The following is a 12,874-nucleotide window of genomic DNA, read 5'->3' on the forward strand; positions in this document are numbered from 1 at the left end:
CGGATATCCCTGCCGGTCGTGGGGCCCTGAACGAGCCTCACGATCCGTTGTCTCAGAACCGCCTTTAGCCATAGGAGAGGCCGGTGCTCAGCTATCTCCTGCGAAAACTTTTGCTCAGCATCCCGGTGCTGTTCGGCGTCACCGTCATCGTCTTTGCCATCGCGCATGCCATGCCCGGTGACGCGGTGCTGGCGATGATCACGGCGGAGGCGCCGTCGAGCGAGGAGCTGATCGCCATGCGGCGCGGCGAACTCGGCCTCGACCAGCCGGTCTATATCCAGTACCTCAACTGGATCGGCCAGATCCTGCACGGCAATCTCGGCCGCTCCTTCGTCAATGGCCGCAGTGTCGGCGACATCATCGTCGAGCGGTTGCCGATGACATTGGAGCTGATGGGTGTCGCACTGCTCGTCGCGTTCGTCATCGGCACCACGCTGGGCGTGATCTCTGCGCTCAGGCAATACAAGCTCACCGACTATTCGCTGACGCTTGCGGGCTTTGTCGGCGTCTCGATCCCGGACTTCTTCATGGGACTGCTGCTCGTCTACGTCTTTGCGCTGGAACTGCGCTGGCTGCCGTCGTCGGGCATTTCCACGGCTGGTGAAAACTTCTCGCTCCTCGACAATCTCAGGCACCTGATCCTGCCGGCGGCGGCACTTGCCTTGTTCCGTGCCGCGATCTTCATGCGCTATGCCCGCGCCGGCATGCTCGAAGTGCTGAACCAGAGCTATATGCGCACCGCCAAGGCCAAGGGCCTGAAACCCCGCACCATCACGCTGCGCCACGGCCTGCGCAACGCGCTGATCCCGCTGGTGACCGTCTTCGGCCTCGCGCTTCCGACGTTGTTCGGCGGCTCGGTGGTGATCGAGACCATCTTCCAGTGGCCGGGCATCGGCCTGATGTTCATCGATTCCGTGGTGAACCGGGATAGCCCAGTCATCATGGGCTACGTGCTGATCACCGCCTTCATCGTCATGCTGGCCAACCTTGCCACCGACCTTGCCTACAGCGTGCTCGACCCCAGGGTGAGCTATGACTGACGCTACCGCCGCCGACATGACGATCGCCGCCGGCGCCTCGCGCGGCCTGTGGGGCGAGGCGGCGCGCCGTTTCCTCCACCACCGTCTTGCCACCCTCGGCCTGATCATGCTCGCCATCATTGTGCTCGCCTGCGTGCTCGCGCCGCTGATCGCGCACTACGGCCCCAACGACATCGACCTCAGGGGCCGGAACCAGCCGCCCGGCGGCATCCACTGGCTGGGCACGGACGGCACCGGTCGCGACATCTTCGCCCGCATCCTCTATGGCGGCCGCATCTCGCTGACGGTCGGCTTCGTCGCCGTGGCGATCTCGGCCGCGATCGGCATCTTCATCGGCTGCGTCGCCGGCTATTTCGGCGGCAAGGCCGACCTCTTGCTGATGGGCCTGATCGACATGGTGCTGACCTTCCCGCGGCTGGTCATCATCATCGCTTTCGTCGCGGTCGTCGGGCCCAGCATCTTCAACACCATGGTGGTGATCGGACTGCTGAGCTGGCCCTCCATCGCCCGCCTGACACGCGGCGAGATCCTAGCCTTGCGCAACCAGGAATTCATCCTGGCTGCTCGCTCGTTAGGAACCTCGCCCTCGGTCATCATCCTCGAACACATCCTGCCCAACGTGCTGAGCCCGATCCTGGTGGCGATCACGCTCGACGTGGCGACCGTCATCCTGCTCGAAGCTTCGCTCTCCTTCCTCGGCCTTGGCGCGCAGGCGCCCGCCGCCAGTTGGGGCAACATGCTGCGCGACGCCCGCACGCTGTCGATCCTGGAAAGCCAGCCCTGGATGTGGATCCCGCCCGGCGCGATGATCGCCATGGCCGTGCTCAGCATCAACTTCGTCGGCGACGGCTTGCGCGATGCGCTCGATCCGCAGCACATCATGGGTGGCAAATGATGGCCGCCGACACGCTTGCCGTCGACAGGGCCGCGAAGGGGATCGGGCAGCAGGCGGTGCTTTCCGTGCAGGGGCTGAGCGTCGAGTTCGGCCCGCGCGGCAATTCCGTCTATGCCGTCAACGACGTCTCCTTCGAGCTCGCCGAGGGCGAGTCTCTGGCGATCGTCGGCGAGAGCGGCTCCGGCAAGTCGGTCACCGTGCAGACGCTGATGGGCCTGATCCGCAAGCCGCCGGCCCGCGTCACCGCGGGCCGCGCGCTGTTTCGTGGCCGCGATCTGCTGGCCATGCCCGACAGCGAGCTGCGCCGGATACGCGGCCGCGACATCGCCATGATCTTCCAGGATCCGATGTCGTCGCTGAACCCGGTGCTGACCATCGGCCTGCAACTGACCGAGGCGCTGCGCGAACACCAGGGCCTGAACGCGGCCGAGGCCGAGCGCCAGGCGCTCGACATGCTGGCGCTGGTCGGCATCGCCAACGCGCCGCAGCGCATGCGCGCGTTTCCGCACCAGTTCTCGGGCGGCCAGTTGCAGCGCATCGGCATCGCCATGGCGCTGGTGTGCAAGCCTTCGATCCTGGTCGCCGACGAACCGACGACGGCGCTCGACGTCACCATCCAGGCGCAGATCGTCGAACTTGTCGTGCGCCTGCAGAAGCAGCTCGGCATGGCAATCATCTGGATCAGCCACGACCTCAGCCTCGTCGCCGGCTTCGTCGATCGCGTCGCGGTGATGTATGCCGGCTCGATCATCGAAAGCGCGCCGGTCGGCGATTTGTTTTCGGCAACCAAGCATCCCTATACGATCGGCCTGCTCAACTCGATCCCGTCGCCGACGGCGGCAAACACCAGGCTGGTGCCGATCAAGGGCGCGCCGCCCAATGTCACGCTGGCGCCGACCTTTTGCGCATTCGCCCCGCGCTGCGACTATGCCGAGACGCGCTGCCGCGAGGCAAAGCCGGCGCTGGAAGGTGCCGGTGCCGGCCACACCACTGCGTGCTGGCACTGGCGGGAAGTGGAGCGGATGCCGCGCATGAGCACGGCCGCTGCGGACAAGCCCGCCGTGACGGTACCGGAGCAGGAACCGCTGCTCACCGTCACGGACCTCAAAGTGCATTTCCCGATCCGGCGCGGGGTCCTGCGACGGCAGGTCGGCGCGGTGCACGCCGTCGACGGCGTCAGCTTCGAGGTGATGCGCGGCGAGACGCTGGCGCTGGTCGGCGAAAGCGGCTGCGGCAAGTCGACGACCGGCCGCGCCGTGCTGGGCCTGGAGCGCCCAAGCGCCGGCAGCATCGTGTTCGAAGGCAGGGACTATGCGGGCGCGACCGGCGAGGAGCTGAAGCAGCGCCGCCGCGACATGCAGATGGTGTTCCAGAACCCGTTCGGCTCGCTCAACCCGCGCATGACCGTCGGGCGCATCATCGGCGAAGGGTTGCGTGCGCAGAAGATCGGCACGCGCGCCTCGCGCGATGCCCGTGTCAGCGAGTTGCTGGCGCTGGTCGGTCTCCGGGAAGCGCTGCGCAACCGCTATCCGTTCGAGCTCTCCGGCGGCCAGCGCCAGCGCGTCGGCATTGCCCGCGCGCTTGCCGCCAATCCCAAATTCATCATTGCCGACGAACCGATCTCGGCGCTCGACGTCTCGATCCAGGCGCAGATCGTCAATCTGCTCGACGACCTCAAGGCGCGCCTCGGCCTGACCTATCTGTTCGTCGGCCACGATCTGTCGATGATCCGCTATCTCAGCGACCGGGTCGCGGTGATGTATCTCGGCCGCATCGTCGAGATCGGCACCACGCCAGCGGTGTTTGGCGCACCACTACATCCCTATACGCGCGCGCTTCTGTCGGCGATCCCGGCGCCCGATCCCAAGGCCGGCGGCACACGCCGCCGCATCGTGCTTGGCGGTGGCGTGCCCGACCCGTCGAAGCCGCCGCTCGGCTGCCATTTCCATCCACGCTGCCCGCTGGCGACCGAGATCTGCACCAAGGTCGATCCGGCACAGCGCGATTTCGGCTCCGCCGTCACCGGCCGCCATCTTGTCGCCTGCCACCACGCTGGTGAAGCCACATCATGACAAATCTGGAAAACCGAGGATCCCAATGACCAAGCAATTGGCGGGCATGTATGCCGCCTTGATGACCGGACTGAGCGATGCCGGCGAGTTCGATCCGCAACGCCAGCGCAACATCAACGACTATGTGCTGCGCCAAGGGCTGGCCGGTCTCTATGTCGGTGGCAGCAGCGGCGAATCCGGCTTGCTGACGGTGGACGAATTGTTGGCGCAGCAAGAGGTGGTTTTCGCCGGCGCCGCCTTGAGTGGCGTCAAGCTGATCGCCCATGTCGGCATGCCGAACCTGCGCGATTCCATCCGCCTGGCGCGGCAGGCGCAGAAGCTCGGCTATCACGCGCTGTCGGCGCTGCCGCCGCATTCCTACCCGTTCTCCGACGAGGAAGTCTTCGGCTACTACCAGGGACTGGCGGCGGCAACGGACTTGCCGCTGATCGTCTACGAGATCCCCTTGCGCACCGGCCGGCCACTGCCGCTTGCCTTGCTGGTCCGGCTGCTCGATCTCAACAATGTCGTCGGCATCAAGTTCACCTCCACCGACCTGTTCAAATATTCCCTGCTGCGCAAGCGGCAGCCGCAAAAGCTCTTCTACTACGGCTTCGATGAGATCTATGCCTCCGCCGGCATGCTCGGCACCGAAGGCGGCATCGGCACCACCTACAATCTGCTCGGCAGGCTCTACGTGGCGATCGACCAGGCGGTCCGCGCTGGCGATCTTTCACGGGCGAAGGCGCTGCAGATGGTGTCGCAGGACTTCGTCGAGGCGCTGCTGGAGACCGGCGTCCTGCCGGGCATGAAGGCGGCCTTCCGCGTCATCGGCGTCGATTGCGGCCCGACCCGCGCGCCGATGGCGCTGGCTGTCGCCGATGCCGAGGACCGCATGCGTGCGGTGCTTGCCCGCCCGGCGATCAAGGAGTGGCTGGCGTGAGGCGCGGCTCCTTCACCACAGAAGCGGGTGCCACGCTGAGCGGCGAAAAACGCAGCTTGCGGATCTGCGCGATGGTCGCGGCGTCACGTTCGCGCGGGATGCCGGCCAGATTACGCTGTTCGATTCGGTCGGCTTCGCCATCGAGGACTTTTCGGCGCTGCGTTATATCAGGCACCAGCCGACCTCGACCGGCCTCTACCAGGAACTCGACATGCTGGCCGATCCCGACGAGCCGCGCGACCTCTTCGGCATGCTCTTGAGGGCAGCCCAATAGGGTATTGGTCGCGCGCCTGCCGGCGGTCCGTATCTGTCGAATGATCGCGGTCGTTGTCAGCCAGCCAGCGTGCGTGGAAAAATTGTTCGCCGCGGCGGCCTCGAAGGGCCGATCGTTTCTTTCTTGGCAATCTGGAGTCGATGAGACTTGCGGGCATTGCTGGCGGTTGTGACTGCCGAAGAGTGCACGCATGTCCAACGGGACTGGTTTGCGAATGGGCACACATCCGCAGAAACCAGGAAGGAGCCTGATATGCCCAGAATAGTACCCGTGCTCGATCTGAGCCGCTTTGAGCAAGGCGCCTCGGAGCACCGGACGTTCCTGGCGGATCTGCGTTCAGCTTCGCGCGACATCGGCTTTTTCTATCTGGCCGGACATGGCATCTCCTGGGCGGAGATCAGCGAAGTGCTCACCGCATCGCGCCGCTTCTTTGCCTTGGCCGAGGCCGACAAGCTCGCGATCGAAATGGTCAAGTCCTCGCAGTTCCGCGGCTATACGCGCGCCGGCGGCGAGCTGACCAAGGGCAAGGCGGACTGGCGCGAACAGCTCGACATCGGGGTCGAGCGCCAGCCCATAGCGCAAGGCACCGGAATTCCCGCCTGGACGCGGCTGCAGGGGCCGAACCAGTGGCCCGCTGCGTTGCCGGAGCTCAAACCCGCCTTGCTTGCCTGGCAGGCCAAGGCAACAGCAGTGGCGATCCGGCTGTTGAAAGCTTTCGCGCTGTCGCTCGACCAACCCGAGGATGCCTTCGACCTGATCTACCGTGAGCAGCCCAACCATCGCATGAAGATCGTGCGCTACCCCGGCCGCGAGGCGACCGGCGGCGACCAGGGTGTCGGCGCGCACAAGGATGGCGGTTTCCTGACGCTGCTGCTTCAGGATGACAACAAGGGGCTCCAGGTCGAGTATGACGGCAGCTGGGTGGATGTGGACCCCATTCCTGGCACGCTCGTCGTCAACATCGGTGAATTGCTCGAACTGGCCTCGAACGGCTATTTGCGCGCCACCGTGCATCGCGTCGTGACGCCGCCCGTCGGTATTGAACGCATTTCGGTGCCGTTCTTCTTCAGCGCCAAACTCGACGCGACGATACCGCTGCTCGGATTGCCGGAGGAATTGGCGGCGCGGGCGCGCGGGCCGGCCAGCGATCCGGACAATCCGCTGTTTCGCGATGTCGGAACCAATGTGCTCAAAAGCCGGTTGCGCTCGCACCCTGACGTCGCGCGCCGCCATTACGCCGACCTGCTGGGGCCGGAAACTGGGGCGGGTTGAGCCAGTTGAAGCAAGAACGAACGGGATTTTTCGTAATTCCGGCTGATTTTGGAAAATCATTCGTCGTATACGCACAAGGATCGGTCCAAAATCTGAAAACCCGTTCGGTGTTTTCCTCCCATTTCGCTGAACGGTGTTCCCCTCTGAAGGTTATGACCTTCTTTTTGGCCGGGCCGTTTCGCGCCCGGCCATTTTTCTTTCCGCCTGCGCGTTGCCGCCGCGGCTGTGATCCGGCAGGGTTCAACAGGTGCCAGCCGTTGCAATCAGTGGAAGAAGGAGAGGTCTCATGACATCCAACGTCGCCGTCATTGCCGGGGCGGGCTCCGGTTTGAGCGCCTCGCTCGCGCGTCTTCTCGCCAGGGAAGGATTCCACGTCGTCCTGGCCGCCCGAAACATCGAGAAGCTCGATGCATTGCGGGCGCAGACCGGCGCGCAAGCCGTGGCGACGGACGTCTCGGATCCAGCGTCGGTGGAGGGTCTGTTCAATGTCGCCGACAAGGCTGGTCCGCTTTCCCTGCTGGTTTTCAACGCCAGCGGACGCGCCCGCGGTCCGATCGCGGAGCTCGATCCCGAGGCGGTCCGTCAGGCGTTGCTGGTTGGGGCTTATGGCGGATTCCTGGTGGCTCAGCAGGCAGCCCGCCGGCTTATTGCTCGAGGGGCGGGGTCGATCCTCTTCACCGGAGCGACGGCAAGCGTGAAGGGGTTCGCCGGTTCCGCCGGCTTTGCGATGCCCAAATTCGGATTGCGCGGACTGGCGCAGTCAATGGCCCGCGAACTGGCGCCAAAGAACATCCACGTCGCGCATTTCATCATCGACGGCGCCATTGCCTCGGCCGTTTCCGACCAGGAGTCCGAACCGCAAGATCGCCGGCTGTCGCCGGACGCGATCGCCGAGGCCTATCTCGCCATCCATCGCCAGCATCGCAGCGCCTGGACCTGGGAAATGGAGCTCAGGCCGTGGGTGGAGACCTTCTGACCCGGAATTGGTTTGATGATCGATGTGACTTTCGCATGGCTCATATGCACGACCTCGAGGAGAGTCGACATCGCATGAGGATGTCACTATATAGCGGCGGCTTCGATGGCTCGTGCCTTGAAGCGTAACGTCATAAGGCGGCTGTAGCGACAGCCGTTGAGATACGAAACGGACTGGAAGCCGTAAAAGGTAGAAGCAATTGCTCGGAGCGGGCCGATCCCGCCAACGGTACAGTCCTTCAGAATCAGAAAATGTCCTTCACCCCTCGATTTCCTTCGGCTCTGTGGACCCTGGACAGCTTCGGCTTGCCGGCTGGCCGCGACTCGGCTGGAATGGGAACATGCATCCTTTGCGGGATGCCGACGTTTATGATTGCCAACCGGCTTTGCCGCAAGGGAACAGCAGTATGAGTGAACACGCGATCGAATTCTTGCGGGGATGGATCGGCGAAAAGGTCCATTGCCAGTCCCACGCCAGGATCGAGAAGCAGGCCGAGACACTGGCCAAGGAATGCGCCGCCAAGGCGGCCGAGGTCGGCATACCGCTGGAGGACATCCAGGAGGAAGTCGGCGACATCCAGGAACTCATCGCTTCCCGGCTCGAGGAAGCGGCGGAGGCCGACGAAAACCAGCAGGCTTCCAGCGAGGCCGCGGAATAGATTTTCAGGGACAATCCTGTCTGGCTGCGCGGGCTTCGGCCCGCGTTTTCGTCTCAGCCACCCTTCTCAGCCAAATCTTTCCTTGAGCCACGCTTTCGGCAGGGCAGGCACGAAATTGCCATCACGACCGGTCATGTCGTGATTGGCGACAAGAGCGTTCAGAATCGATTCCTCCACCGTCTGGATCACGGCATCGAAGAACGGGTCGATGTCCACATCGGGAATGAAATCGGCGCTGGCGATCCGGCCAGTCAGCCCCAGCGCCGCGGCAGGATTCGCTGTCGAGAAGGCGAGAAAAATGTCGCCCGAACTGTGGTAGCCGAAGCCGCCTGTCATGGCGACGCCGAGCGGCACGCGGCGAGCCAGCCGCTTCATCTGGTGCGGCAGGAAAGGCGCGTCGGTCGCGATGACGGCGATGATTGAGCCCTTTTCCGCGCGCGAAGTGGCTTCGCGGATCGCCGGCTCGGTGAGTTCGGATTCGGCACGCAGGCCACGAATGGTGAAATTGCGCCGCTTGCCGAAATTCGACTGCACGAAGGAGCCGACCGTGTAGGTGCGCCCTTGCCATGCGACGATGCGCGAGGCCGTGCCGGAACCGGCTTTGAAGCCGAAAGTGATCATGCCGGTGCCGCCGCCGACACTGCCTTCCTCGACCGGTCCGCCGGCGGCGCCGTCTAGAGCTTCGGCGACGTGCTCCGATGTCAGATGGTGGCCGTTGATGTCGTTCAGAAACCCGTCATAGGTCTCCGCCGCCACCGGCAAGCCCCAGGCGCTGTCGACGGCCGCCGGCAGCACTTGGTTCATCCAGCGCAGCGTGCCGTCACGCGAAACCCCGCAGGAATGCGTGTTGGTGATGGTGATCGGGAAGTTGAAGGCGCCGGTTTCCTCGATGATGTGCGAGCCGGTCAGCTCGCCATTGCCGTTCTGGCTGAAAATGCCGGCGAAAACCGGCGTCGCCAGCTCGGCGCGCAACCTGGGCAGGATCGCTGTGACACCGGTGCGGACCGGTCCCTTGCCGACGCTGAGCGGACCATCGCCCGATATCAGCGTCGCATAGCCGACCGCGACGCCGGGCACGTCGGTGATCGCGTTGAACGGCCCAGGCGTTCCGTCGAAGCCGATATTGAAGCTTCGCGCGCGCGGCTTGCCGGACGGCGTTGCCAGATGGTGCGGATTGTCGGTCATGCCTTAGAACAATGATCCCTGATCGCCGGGTTCCCTCGTCTTGGCAACTGGGGCCTTGCCTGCGGGCCTAGCAGCCGGCTTTGGCCGCGCCGCGCCGCTGGTCGCCACCGCGTCCGCCGTGCCATCGGCGAACTCCAGCGAAAGCGCCATCCCAGACGCCACGTCGGCGGCCTGCTTGATGACGGCGCCGTCGGCATCCTTCACCAGCGCGAAACCGCGTGCCAGGACGGCCTTGTGCGAAAGCGTCGCCATCAGCCGGTCGGCCTGGACGATGCGGCCGCGCAATCGCTCCAGCCTGAGCAGCATCGCCTGGCCGCCCCGTCTCGTCAAAGCCGTCAGCAAATCCCTCTGCACACGTTGCCGCCGGGCTGTCGGCTCGATCGTGATGCGGCCCTGGAGCAAAGCCAGTTGCTGCCTGTGCCGCTGCAACGACGCCATGGCGCATTTTGGCAACTGATCCGCGGCACGATTGAGCTCCGCGCGCCGGCTTCTCGCCAGAGTGCGCAGGGCCCCTTGCGCGCGCAAAAGGTTACGGTCGTTGGTGCGCCGCGCCTCGGCAATCCGCTGCGACAGCATTGCCGGCGTCAATTTTACGGCGAAGAACCGTGCCCGCTTGCGCTCGGTGGAAACCATCAGGCCACGACCGAGCCTCGATGTCGCCTCGTCCAGGCGCCGGCGCGGCAGCGCCAGCAATTGATCGGGCGAGGGCAGCGCACGCGCCGCCGCACGGGCTGCCTGCCGCTTGCGTTCGAAATTGCGCAGCACCGCGGCCTTGAGCCGTGCGCCGAGGCTGGCCAGCGTCGCTTCGAGGTCAGCCTTCACCGGCACGGCGATTTCGGCCGCGCCCGTCGGTGTCGGCGCCCGCACATCCGCGACGAGGTCGATCAGCGTCCAGTCGGTTTCGTGCCCGACGGCCGAAATCACCGGAATGCCCGATGCGGCGACGGCACGGGCGAGTGTCTCGTCGTTGAAGCCCCATAGATCTTCCAGGCTGCCGCCGCCGCGCGCGACGATCAGCAAATCGGGGCGCTGGATCGGGCTGTCCCATGCCAGGGCGTTGAAGCCGGTGACGGCATTGGTCACTTCCGCACTCGCCGTGTCACCCTGCACGCGCACCGGCCAGACCAGCACATGCAGCGGAAAACGGTCCTTGATGCGGTGGATGATGTCGCGGATGACGGACCCGGTCGGCGATGTGACGACGCCGATGGTGCGCGGCATGAATGGCAGCCGGCGTTTGCGGCCCGCTTCGAAAAGCCCTTCCGCCTGCAGCCGGCGCTTGCGCTCCTCCAGCAGCGCCATCAGCGCCCCGGCGCCGGCCGGTTCCAGATTGTCGATGACGATCTGGTAGTTGGACTTGCCGGGATAGGTGGTGAGCTTGCCGGTGGCGATCACTTCCATCCCTTCCTCGGGACGGAATTTCAGTCGGCTCATCGTGCCTTTCCAGACCACGGCGTCGAGCCGGGCGCGGTCGTCCTTCAGCGCGAAATAGGCATGACCGGAGGAATGCGGCCCGCGATAGCCCGAGATTTCACCGCGCACCCGCACATTGCCGAAGACGTCCTCGACCGTGCGCTTCAGCGCGCCTGATATTTCGCTCACCGTGTATTCGGTGGCGTTGGTGCGTGATTCGGATGCTGCTTCGCTCATCTGCCGATTGGGGGCTGGTTGGGCGCCGACGTCAAGGCGGCCATGTCAGCCCCGATAGTCATGACCCGCATCCTACCAGCCTGGCAGGATCTGGTTCGGCTTGCTCCGCTTCATCTTGGCGAAGGCGAGTGCCGCGAAGTCGAACGTTCCCGTCTCCTCGCCAAGCGGGATCGAGATGTTGTCCAGGCTTTCCGAAATATGGCGGGCAAGCGCATCGACGATCTCCGGTCGCGAGGTCTGGCCGCGCATGATGCCGATGCGGCAGTCGGGCAGGGCGCCGAAGCCGTCGGCTTCGCCCAGCACCCGCATCCCGGGCCTGAGCGCGCATTCCGGTAGCACCGAGATTGCCAGTCCGGACAGCACGGCGGCGGTGATCACCGTCGCAGAGAAGCTGGTGAACAGGATGCGGTAGTCGCGGTTCTGCTGGTCCAGCACGTCGACGGCGGCGCGCCGCCAGATGCAGTTCGGCCGGCCGAAGGCCATCGGCAGGATTTCCTGCTCGTGCGTTGCGTGATTGGCCGAGGAGACCCACAGCAGCGGTTCACGCCGCACCACCTCCGATTGGCCGCGCACGTCGTTGTGCGTCACCAGTGCCAGGTCGAGATTGCCGCGCTTGATGTGTTCGACCAGCCCCGGCGTCGGCTCGCAGATGACGGTCAGTTCGACGCGCGGATTGGAGCGCGTGAAGCGTGCCATGATCTCCGGCAGGAAACGGTCCGCATAGTCGTCCGGCGTGCCGATGCGGATCGTGCCTTCGAGCCGCTGGTCGTCGAAGGCGGCGAGCGTCTCGCGGTTGAGATAGAGCAGCCGCCTTGCGTAGGAGAGCAGCTTGTCGCCTTCCTCGGTCAGCCTGTTGCTGCGCCCCTCCTTCTCGAACAGCGGCTTGCCGATCCGCTCCTCCAGCCGGCGCATCTGCATCGACACCGCCGACTGGGTGCGGTGCACTTCTTCCGCTGCGCGCGTGAAGCTGCCGGTATCGGCAATCGAGATGAAGGTCTGCAATTGATCGAGATCGAGCGGTGCTTTCATCGATGTGATCCATCACGAGTGTTGATGCCAAAGATTAAAAACATTCGTTGGATTAATCAATCGGTCGATGGCAAATTGGCATTGTCCACATGAAGGCATGTGAATCGAAGCCGGAACGGCCGCTGTCATCAGCGCCGATCGTCGGGTTTCATCCGCCCTACAGCGTCGCCGTCCTTTGGACGCGCAAAGGACGCTGTAGCCCTTGTTTTTGCGCATGATCCTTTTCCGAACCTCCGGTTCGGGGTCATGCGGCAGTCTGAAGGAGACCGACATGACCACGATCGATTTCGCCACCGAGACCTCGCGCATCACCTCGCGTCCGGCCGTTGCGACGCGCGTGGCCAACACCATCTCCAACGCCTATCGCGCCTGGAAAAATCGCCGCGCTTTCTACCGTCTTGGCGAGATGTCGGACGCCGAGCTCGCCGATATCGGCCTGACGCGCGCCGACCTGCATGTCGCAATCGGCGTGCCGTTTGGCCGCGACCCGACGGCGAGGTTGCGCGAAATCGCCAGCGATCGCGTGGAAACGATCGAGGACATCGCCCGCAAGGTGGCTTGATTGGCTGAGTTTCGGTTCAGTTGAACCTTTTTACGGTTCAGCGCGACCAAGGTTCATGCAGGCTCCCCACTCCCTGCCGGTTCCCCGCCGGCCTGCCTGCACGCTGCCCGGTCCTCCCAAGGACCGGGCTTTTCTTTTTGCTCAGGCGAATGCCAGCTTTCGCGACGGCTTTGGTATCGATCTGCCGAGATCATGCGCGGCCTCTATCCAGGACGCTATGGCATCTTGAACATTTGCGACGGCCTCTTCGGGAGTCTCACCGTCGCTCATCAGGCAACCTCACGATTGCGTTGAATCAGTTTAGGAGCTGATTGGGCGTTGGTCCCGCGCCACCGTGAC

At 64.5% G+C, this 12,874-nt stretch carries 12 protein-coding genes and 1 pseudogene; 9 read left to right on the forward strand and 4 right to left on the reverse strand.

What is annotated here, in order from left to right; genetic code table 11:
- Nucleotides 1-83: 83 nt before the first annotated feature.
- The 8 genes and pseudogenes from FJW08_RS25440 to FJW08_RS25475 all read left to right on the forward strand — a co-directional run bounded on the left by FJW08_RS25440 (nt 84) and on the right by FJW08_RS25475 (nt 8,109).
- Nucleotides 84-1,040, forward strand: coding sequence for an ABC transporter permease (locus FJW08_RS25440; protein WP_140812768.1), 957 nt, complete (start codon nt 84-86; stop codon nt 1,038-1,040).
- Nucleotides 1,033-1,935 carry an oligopeptide ABC transporter permease gene (gene opp4C / locus FJW08_RS25445; RefSeq protein ID WP_140812769.1) on the forward strand — a complete coding sequence of 301 codons (903 nt, stop codon included), beginning with the start codon at nt 1,033-1,035 and terminating at the stop codon, nt 1,933-1,935. Before FJW08_RS25440 ends, opp4C begins: the two co-directional genes overlap by 8 nt.
- Entirely contained in the window at nt 1,935-4,007 is a 2,073-nt protein-coding gene (locus FJW08_RS25450; protein ID WP_181183044.1) for an ABC transporter ATP-binding protein, read from the forward strand. The genes opp4C and FJW08_RS25450 overlap by 1 nt, the downstream gene beginning before the upstream one ends.
- A gap of 25 nt (nt 4,008-4,032) precedes the next feature.
- Nucleotides 4,033-4,929 carry a dihydrodipicolinate synthase family protein gene (locus tag FJW08_RS25455; protein ID WP_181183045.1) on the forward strand — a complete coding sequence of 299 codons (897 nt, stop codon included), beginning with the start codon at nt 4,033-4,035 and terminating at the stop codon, nt 4,927-4,929.
- Nucleotides 4,930-5,035: 106 nt separating this feature from the next.
- Nucleotides 5,036-5,203, forward strand: a pseudogene (locus tag FJW08_RS25460) (ornithine cyclodeaminase); the annotation flags it as partial.
- Nucleotides 5,204-5,455: 252 nt separating this feature from the next.
- Complete coding sequence (locus tag FJW08_RS25465; RefSeq protein ID WP_140812771.1) at nt 5,456-6,475, forward strand: isopenicillin N synthase family oxygenase; 1,020 nt, start codon at nt 5,456-5,458, stop codon at nt 6,473-6,475.
- A 286-nt stretch (nt 6,476-6,761) separates the two neighbouring features.
- Nucleotides 6,762-7,451, forward strand: coding sequence for an SDR family NAD(P)-dependent oxidoreductase (locus FJW08_RS25470; protein WP_140812772.1), 690 nt, complete (start codon nt 6,762-6,764; stop codon nt 7,449-7,451).
- Between the two features lie 406 nt (nt 7,452-7,857).
- Nucleotides 7,858-8,109 carry a DUF768 domain-containing protein gene (locus FJW08_RS25475; RefSeq protein ID WP_140756624.1) on the forward strand — a complete coding sequence of 84 codons (252 nt, stop codon included), beginning with the start codon at nt 7,858-7,860 and terminating at the stop codon, nt 8,107-8,109.
- A gap of 66 nt (nt 8,110-8,175) precedes the next feature.
- Here the strand turns inward: FJW08_RS25475 and FJW08_RS25480 are convergent, their stop codons facing one another.
- The 3 genes from FJW08_RS25480 to FJW08_RS25490 form a co-directional block, all read right to left on the reverse strand.
- Nucleotides 8,176-9,294: a P1 family peptidase gene (locus FJW08_RS25480; protein ID WP_140812773.1), complete on the reverse strand. Its 1,119-nt coding sequence runs from the start codon at nt 9,292-9,294 to the stop codon at nt 8,176-8,178.
- Between the two features lie 3 nt (nt 9,295-9,297).
- On the reverse strand, nt 9,298-10,944 hold the full coding sequence (xseA, locus tag FJW08_RS25485; protein WP_140812774.1) for an exodeoxyribonuclease VII large subunit: 1,647 nt from the start codon (nt 10,942-10,944) through the stop codon (nt 9,298-9,300).
- 72 nt (nt 10,945-11,016) lie between these two features.
- The gene (locus FJW08_RS25490) at nt 11,017-11,973 is read right to left on the reverse strand and encodes a LysR substrate-binding domain-containing protein (protein ID WP_140756630.1); all 957 of its coding nucleotides are present in this window, start codon (nt 11,971-11,973) and stop codon (nt 11,017-11,019) included.
- 271 nt (nt 11,974-12,244) lie between these two features.
- Between FJW08_RS25490 and FJW08_RS25495 the strand changes: the two genes are divergently transcribed.
- Nucleotides 12,245-12,535 carry a DUF1127 domain-containing protein gene (locus tag FJW08_RS25495; protein WP_140756632.1) on the forward strand — a complete coding sequence of 97 codons (291 nt, stop codon included), beginning with the start codon at nt 12,245-12,247 and terminating at the stop codon, nt 12,533-12,535.
- Nucleotides 12,536-12,676: 141 nt separating this feature from the next.
- Here the strand turns inward: FJW08_RS25495 and FJW08_RS25500 are convergent, their stop codons facing one another.
- Nucleotides 12,677-12,805: a type II toxin-antitoxin system HicB family antitoxin gene (locus FJW08_RS25500; RefSeq protein ID WP_246682561.1), complete on the reverse strand. Its 129-nt coding sequence runs from the start codon at nt 12,803-12,805 to the stop codon at nt 12,677-12,679.
- Nucleotides 12,806-12,874 lie beyond the last annotated feature (69 nt).

Source organism: Mesorhizobium sp. B3-2-1 (genome assembly GCF_006439515.1).
Taxonomy (GTDB): Bacteria; Pseudomonadota; Alphaproteobacteria; order Rhizobiales; family Rhizobiaceae; genus Mesorhizobium.